At 69.2% G+C, this 17475-nt stretch carries 20 protein-coding genes; 9 read left to right on the forward strand and 11 right to left on the reverse strand.

Features of this window, described 5'->3' with window-relative positions:
* Nucleotides 1-36 precede the first annotated feature (36 nt).
* The 7 genes from PV766_RS08745 to PV766_RS08775 form a co-directional block, all read right to left on the reverse strand.
* Entirely contained in the window at nucleotides 37-399 is a 363-nt protein-coding gene (locus tag PV766_RS08745; RefSeq protein WP_129976427.1) for a VanZ family protein, read from the reverse strand.
* 3 nt (nucleotides 400-402) lie between these two features.
* Entirely contained in the window at nucleotides 403-837 is a 435-nt protein-coding gene (locus PV766_RS08750) for a DUF1707 SHOCT-like domain-containing protein (RefSeq protein WP_064065330.1), read from the reverse strand.
* Nucleotides 838-941: 104 nt separating this feature from the next.
* The gene (locus PV766_RS08755; protein ID WP_064065304.1) at nucleotides 942-1322 is read right to left on the reverse strand and encodes a DUF1707 SHOCT-like domain-containing protein; all 381 of its coding nucleotides are present in this window, start codon (nucleotides 1320-1322) and stop codon (nucleotides 942-944) included.
* 135 nt (nucleotides 1323-1457) lie between these two features.
* Entirely contained in the window at nucleotides 1458-3248 is a 1791-nt protein-coding gene (locus PV766_RS08760; RefSeq protein WP_064065303.1) for an acetyl/propionyl/methylcrotonyl-CoA carboxylase subunit alpha, read from the reverse strand.
* 121 nt (nucleotides 3249-3369) lie between these two features.
* On the reverse strand, nucleotides 3370-4830 hold the full coding sequence (locus PV766_RS08765) for a condensation domain-containing protein (protein WP_421096876.1): 1461 nt from the start codon (nucleotides 4828-4830) through the stop codon (nucleotides 3370-3372).
* Nucleotides 4831-4837: 7 nt separating this feature from the next.
* Nucleotides 4838-5251, reverse strand: a complete 414-nt coding sequence (locus PV766_RS08770) for a SufE family protein (protein WP_016933808.1) — start codon at nucleotides 5249-5251, stop codon at nucleotides 4838-4840.
* Complete coding sequence (locus PV766_RS08775) at nucleotides 5248-6141, reverse strand: sulfurtransferase (protein WP_064065301.1); 894 nt, start codon at nucleotides 6139-6141, stop codon at nucleotides 5248-5250. The genes PV766_RS08770 and PV766_RS08775 overlap by 4 nt, the downstream gene beginning before the upstream one ends.
* A 62-nt stretch (nucleotides 6142-6203) precedes the next feature.
* Between PV766_RS08775 and PV766_RS08780 the strand changes: the two genes are divergently transcribed.
* The gene (locus PV766_RS08780) at nucleotides 6204-6620 is read left to right on the forward strand and encodes a group III truncated hemoglobin (RefSeq protein WP_421096877.1); all 417 of its coding nucleotides are present in this window, start codon (nucleotides 6204-6206) and stop codon (nucleotides 6618-6620) included.
* 13 nt (nucleotides 6621-6633) lie between these two features.
* On the opposite strand, the gene PV766_RS08785 is transcribed toward PV766_RS08780, so the two are convergent.
* From PV766_RS08785 to PV766_RS08795, 3 genes are all read right to left on the reverse strand, one after another.
* A complete protein-coding gene (locus PV766_RS08785; protein WP_129976424.1) occupies nucleotides 6634-7296 on the reverse strand; it encodes a Maf family protein in 663 nt (220 codons plus the stop codon).
* Nucleotide 7297: 1 nt separating this feature from the next.
* On the reverse strand, nucleotides 7298-7624 hold the full coding sequence (locus PV766_RS08790; RefSeq protein WP_064065298.1) for an acyl-CoA carboxylase subunit epsilon: 327 nt from the start codon (nucleotides 7622-7624) through the stop codon (nucleotides 7298-7300).
* A gap of 157 nt (nucleotides 7625-7781) precedes the next feature.
* Nucleotides 7782-9422 (reverse strand): acyl-CoA carboxylase subunit beta, encoded by a 1641-nt coding sequence (locus PV766_RS08795; protein ID WP_016933803.1) that lies wholly within the window; start codon nucleotides 9420-9422, stop codon nucleotides 7782-7784.
* A gap of 115 nt (nucleotides 9423-9537) precedes the next feature.
* Here PV766_RS08795 and PV766_RS08800 point away from each other — a divergent pair, with 115 nt between their 5' ends.
* From PV766_RS08800 to PV766_RS08815, 4 genes are all read left to right on the forward strand, one after another.
* On the forward strand, nucleotides 9538-10383 hold the full coding sequence (locus PV766_RS08800) for a biotin--[acetyl-CoA-carboxylase] ligase (RefSeq protein WP_421096878.1): 846 nt from the start codon (nucleotides 9538-9540) through the stop codon (nucleotides 10381-10383).
* Nucleotides 10384-10438: 55 nt separating this feature from the next.
* Nucleotides 10439-11002: a PH domain-containing protein gene (locus tag PV766_RS08805; RefSeq protein ID WP_421096879.1), complete on the forward strand. Its 564-nt coding sequence runs from the start codon at nucleotides 10439-10441 to the stop codon at nucleotides 11000-11002.
* Nucleotides 11003-11077: 75 nt separating this feature from the next.
* The gene (locus tag PV766_RS08810) at nucleotides 11078-11761 is read left to right on the forward strand and encodes a response regulator transcription factor (protein ID WP_024101522.1); all 684 of its coding nucleotides are present in this window, start codon (nucleotides 11078-11080) and stop codon (nucleotides 11759-11761) included.
* 9 nt (nucleotides 11762-11770) lie between these two features.
* A complete protein-coding gene (locus PV766_RS08815) occupies nucleotides 11771-13078 on the forward strand; it encodes a sensor histidine kinase (RefSeq protein ID WP_064065295.1) in 1308 nt (435 codons plus the stop codon).
* Between the two features lie 22 nt (nucleotides 13079-13100).
* On the opposite strand, the gene PV766_RS08820 is transcribed toward PV766_RS08815, so the two are convergent.
* Entirely contained in the window at nucleotides 13101-13634 is a 534-nt protein-coding gene (locus tag PV766_RS08820; protein WP_064065294.1) for a GtrA family protein, read from the reverse strand.
* Between the two features lie 134 nt (nucleotides 13635-13768).
* Between PV766_RS08820 and PV766_RS08825 the strand changes: the two genes are divergently transcribed.
* From PV766_RS08825 to PV766_RS08840, 4 genes are read left to right on the forward strand one after another with little or no spacing between them, the layout of a single operon-like run.
* Nucleotides 13769-15043 carry a 5-(carboxyamino)imidazole ribonucleotide synthase gene (locus PV766_RS08825; RefSeq protein WP_421096880.1) on the forward strand — a complete coding sequence of 425 codons (1275 nt, stop codon included), beginning with the start codon at nucleotides 13769-13771 and terminating at the stop codon, nucleotides 15041-15043.
* Complete coding sequence (gene purE, locus PV766_RS08830) at nucleotides 15036-15548, forward strand: 5-(carboxyamino)imidazole ribonucleotide mutase (RefSeq protein ID WP_016935202.1); 513 nt, start codon at nucleotides 15036-15038, stop codon at nucleotides 15546-15548. Before PV766_RS08825 ends, purE begins: the two co-directional genes overlap by 8 nt.
* Nucleotides 15549-15559: 11 nt before the next feature.
* Nucleotides 15560-16729, forward strand: coding sequence for a sensor histidine kinase (locus PV766_RS08835; protein WP_129976420.1), 1170 nt, complete (start codon nucleotides 15560-15562; stop codon nucleotides 16727-16729).
* A 1-nt stretch (nucleotide 16730) separates the two neighbouring features.
* Complete coding sequence (locus PV766_RS08840) at nucleotides 16731-17441, forward strand: response regulator (protein WP_421096881.1); 711 nt, start codon at nucleotides 16731-16733, stop codon at nucleotides 17439-17441.
* Nucleotides 17442-17475: the final 34 nt, after the last annotated feature.

Consider the following 17475-nt stretch of genomic DNA (forward strand, 5'->3'; position numbering starts at 1 on the left):
CAGCGGCAGGTCTTGTGACGAATCACGGGTTGCTGCTTACGGTCTCGATCGCGTGCGGGAACGCGAGCCGATGGCGGCCGCGACGGCGAGGCCGATCGCGACGCCGGCGAGATCGGCGCACCAGTCCCAGAACGACCCGGAGCGCCGGACCGCGACGGTGGCCTGGAGGATCTCCGTCAGCACGCCGTAGAGACCCAGCCACACCACGGTGACGACGGGGGAGATCCGTGCGTAGCGGGAACACAGCGCGAGGGCCACGAACATCAACGCGTGCGTGACCTTGTCGGCATGGGGAGGACCGCTCGGCACGGTACCGCCGGGAGAGAGCAGCATCGCGGTGATGACGACGACCGCGAGGATCAGGGGCAGAGCGCGGTGCCGGAGGAGCGTGGACGGCACGGTTCAGGCGTTCTTCTTCTCACCACGGTGGGTGTCGGCGTCGTCGGTGCTGTGCCCGTCCCGGTCGCGACCGGCGAACAGGACGATGCCCACGGCGGGGATCAGGAGGAAGAACAGCCACGTGTCGAAGGTGAAGAACAGCACGAGCGCGACCAGCGGCGTCAGGCCCATCACGACCTCGCGCCACCGCTCGGGATCCTTCTTCGGGATGATCACCGGAAGGTCGTCCCGGGTCGTGGCCGAGCTATCGGTGAGGTGGGCGGGCAGGTCGGTGAACAGCACGTCGAGATCACCGCGCGTCCCGGCCGCCGACGCCTTCGCGCTGCGTTCGTCGAATTCCGACAGTGTCAGCCGGCCGAGCGCGAAGTGTTCGCCGAGCAGGTCGAGCGCCTCACTGCGTTCGGCGTTGCCGATCCGGATGTCGGGGTGTTCGGGCATGCCGGTCACCCTAACCTGTGGCGTCGGAGCGGCGACAGACACGGGCATCTCCCGGGATGCTGTGATTTCCGCGACAGCAGAAAGGGCGGCCGGGCACCGGACGGTCAGGACGGGCCGCGTCCTTCACCGAGCAGCCGGTAGGCACGGCGACCCGCGACGAACAACACCCCGAAGGCGATGAGCAGCGCGATCGGATGCCGGAGGACGACGATCACGAGCAACGCGACGAGCACGAACGGCACCAGGGTGAGCAGTTGTTCCGCGAGATCGCGGGGTCCGGGGGAGGGGGCCACCACGGCCGGCGCCGAAGGCAGATCGGCGAAGAGGGGAACCAGATCGCCGCGCACTGTGGCCTGCGTCGCGAGCGCGACCCGCTCGTCGAACTCCGCCAGGCCGAGGCGCCCCGCGGCGAAGTGCTCACCGAGCAGCGCTACGGCTTCCTCACGCTCGGCGGTGCCGATGCGGATCTCGGGACGGTCGGCCATGTCTCCAGGCTAATAGCTTTCACGCGCGGAAGCCGGACCGTGACGCCGGATGACACCCGGATACAGCGACGGTCCCCCGCATCGTGAGCGATGCGGGGGACCGTCGGGGATCTGCTGTGTTACTCGATCGCCGTATTACTTGATCTCGGTGAGGACGGTGCCCTGGGTGACCGCGGCACCCGGCTCGACCGCGAGGCCGGTGACGACGCCCGCCTTGTGGGCGTTGACCGGGTTCTCCATCTTCATGGCCTCGAGCACGGCGATGAGTTCGCCCTCGGCGACCTCCTGGCCTTCGGCGACCGCGACCTTGACGACGGTGCCCTGCATGGGGGCGGTCACCGCATCGCCCGACGCCTTGCCGGCGCCGCCGCCGCCGCGCTTGCGGGGCTTCGGCTTCTTGCGGATCACGCCGGCGCCGCCGCCGTTACCGCCGAGCGAGAACTGGCCGGGCAGCGACACCTCGACGCGGCGTCCGCCGACCTCGACGACGACGTTCTGACGCGGCAGTGCCTCGTCCTCGTCCTCGATCGGGGCACCACCGGTGTACGGCTCGATGGTGTTGTCCCACTCGTTCTCGATCCACTTGGTGTAGACGTCGAACTTCTCGCCGTCGCCGACGAAGGCCGGGTTCTCGACGATGTGGCGGTGGAACGGGATGACCGTGGCCAGACCGTCGACCTCGAACTCCGCCAGCGCGCGGGCGGCGCGCTGCAGCGCCTGCTCGCGGGTCTCACCGGTGACGATCAGCTTGGCGAGCATCGAGTCGAACTGGCCGCCGATGACGTCGCCCTGGACGACACCCGAGTCGACGCGCACACCGGGGCCCGTGGGCTCCTTGTAGACGGTGATCGGGCCGGGGGCGGGAAGGAAGCCGCGACCGGCGTCCTCACCGTTGATGCGGAACTCGAAGCTGTGGCCGCGCGGGGTCGGGTCCTCGGTGAGCTCGAGCTTCTCACCGTTGGCGATGCGGAACTGCTGACGCACGAGGTCGATGCCGGCGGTCTCCTCGGTGACCGGGTGCTCGACCTGCAGGCGGGTGTTGACCTCGAGGAAGGACACGGTGTCGCCCTGCACGAGGTACTCGACCGTGCCGGCGCCGTAGTAACCGGCCTCGCGGCAGATGGCCTTGGCGGAGTCGTGGATGCGCTTGCGCTGCTCGTCGGTCAGGAACGGCGCGGGAGCCTCCTCGACCAGCTTCTGGAAGCGGCGCTGCAGCGAGCAGTCGCGAGTGCCGGCAACGATGACGTTGCCGTGCTGGTCGGCGATGACCTGGGCTTCGACGTGGCGGGCCTTGTCGAGGTACTGCTCGACGAAGCACTCGCCGCGGCCGAAGGCGGCGACGGCCTCACGGGTGGCCGACTCGAACAGCTCGGGGATCTCCTCGATGGTCTGCGCGACCTTCATGCCGCGTCCGCCACCACCGAAGGCGGCCTTGATCGCGACGGGCACGCCGTACTTCTTCGCGAACTCGACGACCTCGTCGGCGTTCTTCACCGGGTCCTTGGTGCCGGCCGCCATCGGGGCCTTGGCGCGCTCGGCGATGTGGCGGGCGGTGACCTTGTCGCCGAGGTCGCGGATGGACTGGGGCGAGGGGCCGATCCAGATGAGGCCGGCGTCGATCACGGCCTGCGCGAAGTCGGCGTTCTCGGAGAGGAAGCCGTAGCCGGGGTGGATGGCGTCGGCGCCGGACTTGGCCGCGGCGTCGAGGATCTTGTCGAACACCAGGTAGGACTCGGCGGAGGTGGTGCCGCCCAGTGCGAACGCCTCGTCGGCGAGCTTCACGAACTGTGCGTCTGCGTCCGGTTCGGCGTAGACGGCGACACTGCCGTAGCCCGCGTCCTTGGCGGCTCGGATGACCCGCACAGCGATCTCGCCGCGGTTCGCGACGAGCACCTTCGTGATCTGCGCGCTGGCATGACTGGGCACGGAGCCTCCTGTTGATCGATCGTTAGGTTATTTCCGTCGACGGGCAGTCTAAGCGCCAATCGGATCGACGACGTAACCGGATGGCCCCTATACATTACGGCGGGCCTTCGAGCGCCCGATGCTACTCACCGGTAGGTGGGACCGTCACCGTTTCCGGCTGCGCGATCCGCGGCCCGCCGACCGCGACCTCGTGCATCAGCTCGCGGGAGCGTGCGATGAGGCGGGGGACGTTCTCGCCCGCGACCGTGTTGTCGGGGAATCGCGCCGACATGTTCACGCCCTCGGGGGTGCGATTGATCCAGATGTACACGTCGTGCGTGAAGCTGCGGCTGCGCAGGGCCCGGGCGTTCCATTCGGGCCACTGTGCTGCCATGGGAACGAACCGCACGTCCATGTAGGACACGACGAACCGGGGGCGGATGGGGACGCCGAGGAGTTCGCCCACCCGCACGAACGGCACTCGCGCACTCGCCCGGGTGCGGTGCAGTTCGTCGCCGGCGCGCATCGCCAGGACGTCGAAATCGGTTGTGCCCGTAAGGTTCAGGTCGATCGGTCGAAGGCCGACGAACCAGCCGAGCGAACCCGCCCAGATCGGGCCGGCGCGGGTGTGCGCGGGCGCGACGGTCCGGAACCGCTCGGCGCCGGTGATCTCGGCCGTCGCCCGGCCGAAACACGCCAGCACGCCGGCGAAGAAACCCGTCCCCGCACGGCGGCAGCACGCGGAGAAGGCACTCGCCTCGTCGTCGTCGAACCAGCGCTCGGACAGTCGCTGCTGGGGTGTGGCGTGCGATGGTCGCGCACCGATCGGCAGGGGGAAGGCGGGTGGTTCGCCTCCGCATTCGGTCAGGGTGCGCCGCCAGATCTGCACCGCCTCGTGATGGTCGTCCAGCTGTGCGGACTCGTCCCGTTCGGCGGCACCGAAATCGATGTAGCTCCCCACCGGGAACAGGTCGGCCGCGCGACCGGTGCGCTCCTCCTCGTAGAGCGCCGAGATCTCGTGCGCGACGAGTACCACGGAGTACCCGTCGATGATGGAGTGGTCGGCGCCGAAGAAGACCGTGAACCGCTCATCGGTGTCCTTCGCGCCCCCCGTGTCGCCGACATCCCCGTCCGACGTCCGCTCGAGCGTCGCGAAGACGTAGGACGGCCACAGATGCGGCGTCGTGTAGTCGTCGAACAGGCCGAGCAGGTGGTCGCGGATCGTGTCCGGATCGGCGGGATCGTGCCGGATGGGACGCACCGACACCCTGCCCGGCGGTGCGGTGCGCCGCACCAGGTCGTTCCCGCTCTGCTCCCCCGCGAGGTGGGCGTGGCTGCGCAGCGGTTCGTGCCGGTCGATCCAGCGTTGCAGGGCCCGCCGGAACCGTTCGGTGTCGAGCGGCCCGGCGACTTCGAAGGCCGTGCCGAGCCAGGAGTCGCGGCCGCCGCCGTACCGGATCCCCGAAGTGCGCCTCAGATGCGCCTCGTGGATGTACGAGGCGGGACGGGGATCCTCGCGCCAGTCGTCCTCGGCCGCGCAGGGCAGCCATTCGGTCAGAACGCCGGGAGGGATCCGGTAGTCGGCGAGCTCGGTGAACTCCATGACCGCGTCAGGTTCGGAGGTGCCGCTTGATGCGCGTGAGCATCGCGCTCATCCCTCGCAACCGCAGCGGGCTGACGGCCTCGGCGAGCCCGAGCGAGGCGTAGAAATCGTCGGGCACGTCGAGGATCTCCTGCGCGCTGAGACCGTCGAGTCCCTGGTGCAGGATCGAGGCGAATCCGCGCGTGGTCGGCGCCTCGGGGGGTGCGCTGAAGTGGAGCTTCACCTGCGACCGGTCGGATGCGTCGACGGACAGGAACAGCGGCGACTGGCACTCGGGCACCGGCTCCATCGCCGCTTCCTCGAGTTCGGCGGGAAGCGGCGGGAGCTCGCGGCTGAATTCGAGAAGCAACTGCAGCTTGTCCTGACCTTCGACGGCAGCGAAGTCGTCGACGATCTCGGCGAGGGGGGCGGGGATGCTCATGCGGCCGGCGCTTCTCCGGGCTCGTCGCCCTTGGCGATGGGCACGCGGACCGCGTTGCCCCACTCGGTCCACGAACCGTCGTAGTTGCGCACGTTCGAGTACCCGAGCAGGTGGGTGAGGACGAACCACGTGTGGCTCGACCGCTCGCCGATCCGGCAGTAGGCGATCACGTCGGCGTCCTTCGCGATGTCGCCGTAGATCTCGTCGAGCTCGGCCCGGGCGCGGAACCGGCCGTCGGGCGCCGCGGCCTTCGCCCACGGGATCGATACCGCGGTGGGGATGTGACCGCCGCGCAGGGCGCCCTCCTCCGGGTAGTCGGGCATGTGGGTGCGCTCACCGGTGTACTCCTGCGGCGACCGCACGTCGACCAGCGGACCCGTGCCCAGGTGGGCGAGGACGTCGTCCTTGAATGCGCGGATCCGGGCGTCGTTGCGCTCGACGACCGGGTAGCCGCTCGTCGTGGCGGACGGGATGTCGAGGGTGGTGTCGCGGTTCTCGGAGATCCATGCGTCGCGGCCACCGTCGAGGAGGCGGACGTCCTCGTGACCGAAGAGGGTGAAGACCCACAGCGCGTAGGCGGCCCACCAGTTGGACTTGTCGCCGTAGATGATCACGGTGTCGGTGCGACGGATGCCCTTGCGGTCCATGAGCGCGGCGAACTGCTCGCCGTCGATGTAGTCGCGGGTGACGGGATCGTTGAGATCGAGATGCCAGTCGATCTTCACCGCACCGGGGATGTGCCCCACGTCGTAGAGCAGGACATCCTCGTCGGACTCTACGACCTTCACTTCGGGATGGCCGAGATGAGCGGACAACCACTCCGTCGACACGAGACGGCCGGGATCCGCATATGCGGCGAACGAAGGGTTGCTATCGGGTGCGACGGGCACATGGGCTCCTGAGGCTGTGGTGGCAGGTGCGCCGTCGATTCTAGGCGGTACCGTGACGGGACGTGACCCGCAGCAACCCTTACGCCGGGCGGCCGGCCCGCGCCGAACTCGCATCGCGGGACCACATCGACCTGCTGGTCCGCCGGTTCTACGAACGCGCACTCGCCGATCCCGTGCTCGCACCGGTCTTCGATGTTCTCGCCGTGGTCGGACTCGACGACCATCTGGTGGTCGTGGGCGACTTCTGGGAGCAGATCCTCTTCCGCACGACCCGTTATCGCGGCGCGTTCGTGCCGGTGCACCGGGCGCTGCACGGGCACCACGGACTGACCCCCGCCCGATTCGAGCGGTGGTTGCAGTTGTGGTGCGAGACCGTGGACGAGACGTTCGACGGAGTGGACGCGGACCGCGCGAAGGCCAAGGCCGGGGCGATGGTGACCTCGCTGCAGAAATCCCTGTACGGCGGCGCGACCCGATAGGGCCGGACACGGCCTAGTTCTCGAGCGACTCCAAGGGGATGGCAGCATTCTCGGCCCACAACCGCGCCACGGAGATGCCGACCTCGGCGAGCAGGCGCCGCACCAGCGGGAGTCCGATGCCGATGACCGACGACGGATCGCCCTCGATGCGCTCGACGAACCAGCCACCGTGACCGTCGAGCGTGAAGGCGCCGGCCACTTCGAGCGGCTCACCGCTGTCGAGATACGCCTCGAGCTCCTCGTCGGTGGGGGTGCCGAAGTGTACGACGGTGCCGCTGTGGTCGGCGACCTCGGCGACGACCTCGTCGTCCCGGACGCGGAGCACGGCATGACCCGTGAGCAGCTCGCCGCTGCGACCGGCGATCGTCCGCCAGCGCTCCCGGGCCGCCTCGACGGTGCCGGGCTTGCCCTGCAGGTCGTCGTCGATCAGAAGCATCGAGTCGCAGCCGATGACGACGGCGTCCCGCAGACCCTGCTCGCGCAGGACCGGCAGGATGTCGGTGGCCTTGGCGCGGGCCAGCTCGGTGACCACCTGCGCCGGCGGCGTGCCGGGGCCGAGGGACGCGATGAGCGCGTCCTCGTCGACCTCCGACACCTGCACCAACGGCTTCACGCCCGCCGCGTGGAGAACCGCGAGGCGGGCGGGTGAAGCCGAGGCCAGAACGAGCCGAGGCACGTCAGCCGCGGTTCGGGTAGGAATACGGCGAGAACGGCGCCCACCGGCGGTGCATCCGGGTCGGATCCCCCCAGGTCTCGGGCGGCCGGGTGTCGCTCACGTCCTCGCCGGCCGACGCAGCGGCAGCGGCGAGCACGGCGACGAGAGCCGCGATCTCCTCGTCGGTCGGATTGCCCTTGACGATGCGGAGGGCGGCCGCGGTCTCGGCGACCGCGGGGCTCTCCGGAGCGGCTTCTCCCGCTCCGTCGTCGGGCGTGGCCTCGACCGTGGGCGACTGCTCGTCGACTTCGAACTCGGTGATGATCTTGTCCTCTGTCGTCGCTGTCACAGGGCACCCCCCGGATACGCGTCCGCACGGGCATCGGATGCCCACCGGGTCGCTGTCATGTCGATCCCTCTCTCGGGTTCATCGCACGTCGTCGGCGACGTGCTACGCCGTGCAGGTCGCGGCAGGACCGGGGTGCGCCCGGTCCTGCCGCAGAGCGTCACAGCGGAATGTTTCCATGCTTCTTCGGCGGGAGCGAAACCATCTTCCGCTCGAGCAGGCGCAGCGCGGAGACGATCTGGCCGCGCGTGTGCGAGGGCGGGATCACCGCGTCGACGTAGCCGCGCTCGGCTGCGACGTACGGGTTCACCAGGGTGTCCTCGTACTCGTTCTGCAGCTCGAGGCGCAGCGCGTCGACGTCCTCACCGTTCTTCGCGGCCTCGAGCAGGCGCTTGCGGTAGACGAAGCCGACGGCGCCGGAGGCGCCCATGACGGCGATCTGCGCGGTCGGCCACGCGAGGTTGACGTCGGCACCCATGTGCTTGGAACCCATGACGTCGTAGGCGCCGCCGTAGGCCTTGCGGGTGATGACCGTGATCTTGCCGACGGTCGCCTCGCCGTAGGCGTAGAGCAGCTTGGCGCCGCGGCGGATGATGCCGTTGTACTCCTGCTCGGTGCCGGGCAGGAAGCCGGGCACGTCGACGAGCGTGATGATCGGCACGTTGAACGCGTCGCAGGTGCGGACGAAGCGCGCGGCCTTCTCGGACGCGTCGATGTCGAGGCAGCCGGCGAACTGTGTGGGCTGGTTGGCGACGATGCCGACGCTGCGGCCGTCGACGCGGCCGAAGCCGACGATGATGTTCTTCGCGCGCTCGGCCTGCACCTCGAGGAACTCGTCGTCGTCGAGCAGGCGACGGATGACCTCGTGCATGTCGTACGGCTGGTTCGGCGAATCCGGGATGAGCGTGTCGAGCTCGATGTCCTCCGCGGTGAGGGAGTCCTCGATCGACCCGACGATCGGGTCGGTCGGCGCGAGACGCGGCGCGGCGGCCTGGTTGTTGCTCGGCAGGTAGGACAGCAGATCCTTGACGTAGTCCAGGGCGTCCTGCTCGCCGTCGGCGACGTAGTGCGCGACACCCGACTTGACCATGTGGGTGTGGGCGCCGCCGAGGTCCTCCATCGTGACGTCCTCGCCGGTGACGGTCTTGATGACGTCGGGGCCGGTGACGAACATCTGGCTGGTCTGGTCGACCATCACGACGAAGTCGGTGAGTGCGGGGGAGTAGACGTGACCACCGGCGGCGGGGCCCATGATCAGCGAGATCTGCGGGATGACACCGGAGGCCTGCACGTTGCGATGGAAGATCTCACCGTAGAGGCCGAGGGAGACGACACCCTCCTGGATGCGCGCGCCGGCACCCTCGTTGATGCCGATCAGCGGACGGCCGGTCCTGATGGCCAGGTCCATGACCTTGACGATCTTCTCGCCGTAGACCTCGCCGAGGCTACCGCCGAAGACCGTCGCGTCCTGCGAGAAGACGCACACGTCGCGGCCGTCGATGGTGCCGTAGCCGGTGACGACACCGTCGCCGAGCGGACGGTTGTCGGCCAGGCCGAAGTTGGTGCTGCGGTGGCGAGCGAGGGCGTCGAGCTCGACGAACGATCCTTCGTCGAGAAGCGCCTGGATGCGCTCGCGAGCAGTCAGCTTGCCCTTGGCGTGAACCTTCTCGACTGCGGCCTCACCGACCGGGATCCGAGCCTGGGCTTGACGGTTGCGCAGGTCGGCCAGCTTGCCGGCGGTGGTGTGGATATCGGGCGTACTCGCCGCCTCGGGCGCGGACGGCTCCTGGACAGTGGTCATGGCACGTCAGCTTAGCGATCGTCATACAAGGCCGTTGCATCGAGGTCCCGAAGGCCGGGCACCGCGCCGGACCTACCGGCGGGTAGGTGGCGAAGGTCCACTTTAGGCTGTGTACATGGCATCCGACCGGCCCACGACCGATCTTCCCGCCCTCCGCACACCGCTCGACGAGGCAACGCTACGCGATGTTCTCGTCGGCGCCGAGCGTGAAGGCTTCTACACCCGTCTCGACGTCGTCGCCGACACGGCTTCGACCAACGCGGATCTGCTCGCCGTCGCCGCGACCGGCGACGACCGCCGGGTGCTCCTCGCCGAGTTCCAGCACGGGGGCCGGGGCCGCCACTCGCGCAGCTGGAACGGGGTGCCCGGCGCGCAGATCATCGTCTCGGTCCTGCTGCGCCTGCCCGAGTGCCCGCTGCAGAACCTCGGATGGCTCCCGCTGCTGTGCGGCGTCGCCACGGTCGACGCCGTGCGATCGGTCACCGGCGTCGAGGCGAAATTGAAGTGGCCCAACGACGTTCTGGTCGACGGACGCAAGCTCGCCGGCATCCTCGTGGAGGTCGCCACCACCTCGCCGGTGCCCACGGTGGTCGCCGGGATCGGCATCAACGCCACCCTCGGGCGCGACGAACTGCCTGTGCCCACCGCCACCTCTCTGTTGCTCGAGGATGCCGCCGAACTCGATCGCACCCCGCTCGCGCAGGCGCTGCTGGCGGGTTTCGGTGAGCGGATCCGGGCATGGGCCCGCGCGGGATGGGACACCGCCGATCTGGCCGCGGCGTACCGCGAACGGTGCAGCACGATCGGGCAACGCGTCCGTGCGATCCTGCCCGGCGACACCGAGCTGCACGGCGTCGCCACCGACGTCGACGACCAGGGGCGCATCGTGATCCGCCCCGACGGTGGGGGAGATACCGTGGCGGTCGCTGCGGGCGACATCACACATCTGCGCCCGGTCTGATCGTCGGGCGACCGCTCGCATCGGCACGGCACCGGCATATGCCATCGTGAGCGGTATGGGATATCCGGAGGACGCCCTTGCACCCGAGGAAGAGTTGCTGCTGCATCGGCATCCGCACTGGAAGGCGCTCGTGCTGCCGACGGTGATCTTCCTCGCGTCCACGACGATCGCCGGATTCCTGCTGGGCACGATCCAGGCGCGCCTCGACGGTGCGGCCGCGACCGTGTGCGCCGTCGCCGTGGCCGTCGCATGGATCGGCATCGTCGGCCGGCTGTGCGTCCCCCGTTTCGTCGGGTGGCTGACGACGCATTTCATCGTCACCGACCGGCGCGTCCTCGTCCGCACCGGCATCCTCACCCACACCGGGATCGACATCCCGATGGGCCGGATCAGCAACGTCCAGTTCCGGCACGGTCTCGTCGACCGGATACTGCGGACCGGCACGCTCGTCGTCGTCTCCGCGGCCGACGATCCCATCGAGTTCGACGACATCCCCGACGTGCAGCTGGTGCACGCCCTGCTCTACCGGCAGGCCTTCGACGCTCAGGAGTCGCGCCCCGACGACCGTCACACCACTCGCTACCGGCGCGACGAACACGAGCACCGGAAGGCCTGGTGACGGCGAGTGGAGCGACCGCCGACACGACCCGCTCGTAATCCCGACAAAGCGAACCCCGATCCGTAGGCTGGCGTGGTGACTGCCGTTCTACTCGCCGAAGACGACGACGCCATCGCTGCACCGCTGTCCCGCGCGCTGGGACGCGAAGGGTACGACGTGACCGTCGAGGACAACGGTCCGGCCGCGCTCGAACAGGCACTGTCGGGCAGGTTCGAACTGCTCATCCTCGATCTCGGTCTCCCCGGAATGGACGGACTCGAGGTGTGCCGCCAGATCCGGGCGAGCCGCTCCGATCTCGCCGTCCTCATGCTCACCGCCCGCACCGACGAAGTGGACTTCGTCGTCGGTCTCGATGCCGGTGCCGACGACTACGTCGGCAAACCCTTCCGCCTCGCCGAACTCATGGCGCGTGTGCGCGCGCTGCTGCGTCGCCGTGGAGGCCCGGAGAACGACGACATCGTGGACGTCGCCGGGATACGACTCGAGCGCGCCGCGCGCCGCGTCCTCGTGGACGGCTCGGAAGTGACCCTCGCCAACAAGGAGTACGAGCTCCTGCGTGTGCTGCTCGAGCACGCGGGGCAGGTCGTCTCTCGCGACGCCATTCTCGAGGAGGTGTGGGGCGACGCCGATCTGCGCGGTTCGAAGACTCTCGACATGCACATGTCGTGGTTGCGCCGGAAGATCGGCGACGAGGGACCGGCCGGGGAACGTCGCATCGCCACGGTGCGCGGCGTCGGTTTCCGGCTGAACACCGACTAGCCTTTCGGCGTGCGCAGCCGCATCCTCAACGCCGTCCTGGCGACCGTGCTGCTCGTCGCGTTGTTGCTCGGCGTCCCCCTGGCCTACACGGCCTTCCTGTTCGTCGAGGACACCGCCCGGCGCGACCTGCAGACTCGGCTCGAACGCATGGCCGACGAGATCATCGCCCAGGAGGGCACCGACGGATTCGTCGTCGGGGGGCTCGATACGAGTTCGCTGCGCCTGCTCGTTCCCACCGACGGACGGGCCGTCGTGGTGTATCCGACCCCCGAGAACGTCGCGGCACGCCTGGACATCGGCACGCCGGTGCTCGGGGCGTCGATCGTCGAGTCGTTGTCGATGGGCACGTCGGGCTCGCTGCTCATCGAGGTGCCCTCGGAGAGCATGCGCACCCTGCAACAACAGGTGCTCGCCGCGGTGAGTCTGCTCGTGTTGCTGTCCGTCGCGGCCGGGGCGCTGGTCGCGGTGGCGACCGCCCGCCGACTCGCCGACCCGCTGCGCGACGTGGCGAACCGGGCGGCCCGCCTCGCCGAGGGAGATTTCCGCCCGGTGGCCCGGCGGCACGGCATTCCCGAGCTGGATCGCGTCTCGGACGTGCTGGACGCGGCCGCCGTCGAGATCTCGCACCGCCTGCAACGCGAGCACGCGCTCGTCGGCGACGTGTCGCATCAGCTCCGCTCCCGGATGACCGCGATCCGGCTGCGTCTGGACGAGTTGTCCACCCACGAGGATCCCGCCGTGGTGGAGGAGGCCGACGCGGCCATGGCCCAGGTGGACCGGTTGACCACCGCGATCGACGGGCTCGTGCGCCAGTCCCGCGACAGCAGCGCCGACCAGCGCACGGACGTCTCGGTGGTCGGCGAACTCACCGGGGTCATCGCCGACTGGCGTGGGCCCTACGAGGAGGCCGGACGGGAACTGGTGCTGCGCGGCGACCCGTCGTTGCGGGCGGCGGTGACCGGTTCGCGGTTGCGGGAGGCGGTCGCGGTGCTGGTCGACAACGCACTCGTGCACGGAGGCGGCACGTGCACGGTCTCGGTGCGGCACGTCGCGACCCGCGGCGACGTCACGGTGTGCATCGAGGTCGCCGACGAGGGGGAGGGCGTCAGCGACGAGGTCGCACCGTACGTCTTCGACCGCGGTTTCTCCGGGGGTGGTTCGACCGGGGTGGGCCTGGCGCTGGCGCGTGCCCTCGCGGAGGCGGACGGCGGCCGGCTCGAACTGCAGCGCCGCCGGCCCGCACTGTTCGCCCTGTTCCTCGGGGCGCAGCGCGATCGGGACATGCGGCCGGCGAGCGGGACACGCGAACCTCGTTAGACCCGATCGGGCCGGTCGGGGATCAGGATCGGTCGAGCTGCCCGGTGTGCTCGTCGGCGGGGGTGTCCGGCACCATCTCCTCGGGAAAGACGAACTTCCGGAAGCAGTAGAACCGGAAGATCATCTGCAGCAGGTTGCCGATGATGTACGCGCTGACGAAGTCGGCGATGTTCTCCGTCGCGAGGCTCACCTCGGGAACACGCAGGTCGAAGACGTAACTCGAGATCCACAGCGGGATGAAGGACAGCACCACCCCGATGCCGCTGATGAAGAAGAACAGGAACGCCTCGTGGGCTCGCTCGCGGCCACCGCGGTTACGGAAGGACCATTCGCGGTTGAGGATGTACGAGCAGATCACTGCGACCACGCCGGCGATGATCTTGGCGGTCACCGGCTTCTCGGCCAGGATCGTGAGCTTGAGCGTGTAGAAGATCGACGAGTCGATCACGAAGGTCGTACCGCCGACGATGGCGAACTTGATCAATTCGCGATGCCGGAGCAACAGCCCCCGCAAAGGCTGGGGAACTCTGCTCAACGCTTCATCGACGACGGCCACTTGGAGAAGTGTACGAAACGTGGAGGTGAATTTCCGAAACCCGACCGCACATGTCGGTATTCCCACACGCCTCCGTCACTCGTGCGTGGTGCCCCGGGACGGCGTGACGACATGCTGTGACACCATGGACAGCCGTGACAGGCAGACCTGATTCGTCCCCCCGATCCGATACCCCCCGCACCCTGACGACCGGCATGCCCGTCGTCACGATGATCGGCGGAGGCCAGCTCGCGCGGATGACGCATCAGGCGGCCATCGCCCTCGGTCAGACGCTGCGCGTGCTCGCGGCCGGCCCGGACGAACCCGCCGCGCAGGTCAGTCCGAACGTGGTGATCGGCAGTCACGACGACCTCGACTCCCTCCGCCGCGCCGCGACCGGTGCGCACGCGCTCACCTTCGACCACGAAGGCGTTCCCACCGAGCACCTCGAGGTGCTCCAGCGCGAGGGTGTGGCGGTGCTGCCGCCCCCGCAGGCCTTGATCTACGCCCAGGACAAGATCGCGATGCGGAAGCGGCTCGGTGCGCTCGGCGCGCCGATGCCGAAGTTCGCGGAGATCACCTCGGTCGAGGACGCCCGCGCGGCCCTGGACACGCTCGGTGATCCGTACGTGCTCAAGGCCGCGCGCGGTGGTTACGACGGCCGCGGTGTGTGGATCCTCGACGATCACGCCGAACTCGACCGGGTCGTCGCCGAGCAGCTCGCCGCCGGTGTCCCGCTCCTCGCCGAGGAGAAGGTCGAGTGGACGCGCGAACTGTCGGCGATGGTCGCCCGGTCCCCGTTCGGTCAGGGCGCGTCGTGGCCGGTCGTCGAGACCGTCCAACGCGACGGTCAGTGCGCCGTCGTCGTCGCACCTGCCCCGGATCTGGCCGAGGACGTCGCGACCGCCGCCGAGCAACTCGCCCTGCGGATCGCGGGAGAGCTCGGCGTCGTCGGTGTCATGGCGGTCGAGCTGTTCGAGACCCGCTCCGGTGAGCTGGTCGTCAACGAACTCGCGATGCGTCCGCACAATTCCGGCCACTGGGGCATGGACGGTGCACGCACCGGCCAGTTCGAACAGCACCTGCGGGCCGTGCTCGACTATCCGCTCGGCGACACGAGCCCGATCGCCCCGGTGACGGTGATGGCGAACGTGCTCGGTGCGCCCGAGGCGCCGGCGATGAGCATGGACGAGCGTCTGCACCATCTGTTCGCCCGGATGCCCGACGTGCATGTGCACCTCTACGGCAAGGGGGAGCGCAAGGACCGCAAGATCGGCCACGTCAACGTGCTCGGCGCACCGTCCGGATCGATCGACGATCCCGAGTACGTCGCTGCGGTGCGTGAGCGCGCCGAACGCGCAGCGCACTGGCTGTCGCACGCGGTGTGGACCGACGGTTGGAACGAACACACGGGAGAAAACGGTGAATGACGCGGTGCAGGGCGCACAGGTCGGCCTGATCATGGGCAGCGACTCGGACTGGCCGACCATGCAGGCCGCCGCCGAGGCGCTCGTCGAGTTCGGGATCCGCTTCGAGGTGGGTGTCGTCTCGGCGCACCGCACGCCGCAGCGGATGCTCGACTACGCGAAGGACGCCGCCGGTCGCGGTATCAAGGTCGTCATCGCCGGTGCCGGCGGCGCCGCGCACCTGCCGGGCATGGTGGCCTCGGCGACCCCGCTGCCGGTGATCGGTGTGCCGGTACCGCTGAAGTACCTCGACGGTATGGATTCGCTCCTGTCGATCGTGCAGATGCCGGCCGGTGTTCCCGTCGCCACCGTTTCCATCGGCGGCGCCCGCAATGCGGGTCTGCTCGCCGCCCGCATCCTCGGCGCCTCCGATCCGGCGCTGCGCGAGCGGATGGAACGGTTCCAGGCGGGTCTCGAGCAGATGGTGCTCGAGAAGGACGAGGCATTGCGGCAGAAACTGCTCGGCTGACGGGCCCGAAGGTGCCTCTGGTCGAGCGGTGGCACCGCTGGAGCCGGGACCATGTCGGGACGATCGACGCGTTCCTCGCCGCTGCGCTCGTACTCCTGAGCGTGGTCGGGACGCTCTCCGCAGACGAAGGACCGTGGGCGACCGGCGTGGCCGTCGCGATGACGGTGCCGCTGGCGTGGCGACGCACTCGTCCCCTCGTCGCCGGGGGGATCGTGGCGGCCGCCGCCTACCTACATCTGGCGATCCTCCCGGAAATGAACGCCGCGGCACCGTTCGCGGTACCGGCCGCGGTGTACGCCCTCGCTGCCTACGCTCCGCGGTGGGCGGCGAACACCGCGCTCGTGGTGTCGGTCGTCGGTGGCGCGATCGCCGGAGTGCGGTACTTCGACCAGTACGAGGGCCGCACACTGTTCGTGACGGTGACGTCCGCGCTGCTCGTCGCGATGTTCGTCGCGGGGGTATGGGCGTTCGGCCGGATGCGTGGTCTGCGCTTGCGTGAGATGGACGCACTGACCGAGCGCAATCGGCTCCTCGAACTCGAACGTCTCAAGGAAGCCGAACTCGCGGCCACCCAGGAACGCACCCGCATCGCCCGGGAGATGCACGACATCGTCGCGCACTCGCTCACCGCGATCATCGCGCAGGCCGACGGCGGGCGATACGCCGCGGCCGCGAACCCGCAGACCGCAGCCGACGTACTCGGCACGATCGCCGACACCGGTCGCCGCGCGCTCACGGATATGCGCTCACTGTTGTCGGTGCTGCGCGAGGACTCGCCACGCGAGTTCACCACCACTCCCGGTGTCGACGACGTGCCCGCGCTCGTCGAGCAGGTGCGCGCGAGCGGTCTCGAGGTCGCGCTGGTGGTCGACGGCCGGGCTCGCGAGGTATCGGAGGGATTCGGGCTGTCGGTGTACCGGATCGTGCAGGAGTCGCTCACCAACGTGCTCAAACATGCCGGTCCGCGCGCACGTGCCCGTGTCTGCCTCGAATGGCGCTCCGAGATGCTCGTCGTGGAGATCGTCGACGACGGCAGGGGAGCGGCCGCGCTCGTCGAAGCGCGGCCGGGTGGGCAGGGACTGACCGGGATCGAGGAGCGTGCGAGATTGCACGGCGGTCGCGCGGTCGCCGGCCCCTGGCAGGGCGGTGGCTATCGTGTCCGCGCAGAACTCCCCACATAGGGTGGCGGACGTGACCGAATCCGCCGATCCCATCCGTGTCGCACTCGTCGACGACCAGCAACTCGTGCGGGCGGGTTTCCGCATGGTGCTCGAATCGCAACCCGACATCGAGGTGGTCGCCGAGGCGTCCGACGGGGAAGCAGCCGTCCTGGAACTCGGGCGGGTACATGCGGACGTGGTGCTCATGGACGTCCAGATGCCACGGGTCGACGGGATCTCGGCGACACGTGAGCTGCTGCGCTCCGTCGATGCGCCGAAGGTCGTGGTGCTCACCACCTTCGACAACGACGACTACGTGGTCCAGGCGATTGCCGCGGGGGCGAGCGGTTTCCTGCTCAAGGACGCACCCCCCGAGGACCTGCTGTCCGCGGTTCGCACCGTCTACCGTGGTGACGCCGTCATGGCGCCGCGCGCGACCCGCTCACTGCTGCAGCATGTCTCACCCCTGCTCGACGGAAGGGGAGCGCCGTCCGGGCGGATGGAGGTGCCGGAGGATCTCACCCCCCGCGAACTCGAGGTGCTCGTCGCGATGGCGCACGGCCTGACCAACGGCGAGATCGCCGAACGATTCGTGCTGTCGCCTGCGACGGTGAAGACCCATGTGGGCCGGGTCCTTGCGAAGACCGGTTCGCGAGATCGCGTGCAAGCAGTGCTGTTCGCGTTCCGCGCCGGACTGGTGAGACCCGACGAGTTGCTCGGCGCGGGGGAGTAGGACTCCGGGTGGACCTCGCCCCGAGCGGGTCCTA

It is taken from the genome of Rhodococcus sp. As11 (genome assembly GCF_048957735.1).
Lineage (GTDB): Bacteria > Actinomycetota > Actinomycetes > Mycobacteriales > Mycobacteriaceae > Rhodococcus > Rhodococcus gordoniae.

Coding starts and splice junctions, on each gene's coding strand:
- PV766_RS08750 (WP_064065330.1), bottom strand. CDS start 837: ATGCCCGAACACCCCGACATCCGGATCGGCAACGCCGAACGCAGTGAG.
- PV766_RS08755 (WP_064065304.1), bottom strand. CDS start 1,322: ATGGCCGACCGTCCCGAGATCCGCATCGGCACCGCCGAGCGTGAGGAA.
- PV766_RS08765 (WP_421096876.1), bottom strand. CDS start 4,830: ATGGAGTTCACCGAGCTCGCCGACTACCGGATCCCTCCCGGCGTTCTG.
- PV766_RS08770 (WP_016933808.1), bottom strand. CDS start 5,251: ATGAGCATCCCCGCCCCCCTCGCCGAGATCGTCGACGACTTCGCTGCC.
- PV766_RS08795 (WP_016933803.1), bottom strand. CDS start 9,422: ATGACCACTGTCCAGGAGCCGTCCGCGCCCGAGGCGGCGAGTACGCCC.
- PV766_RS08800 (WP_421096878.1), top strand. CDS start 9,538: ATGGCATCCGACCGGCCCACGACCGATCTTCCCGCCCTCCGCACACCG.
- PV766_RS08805 (WP_421096879.1), top strand. CDS start 10,439: ATGGGATATCCGGAGGACGCCCTTGCACCCGAGGAAGAGTTGCTGCTG.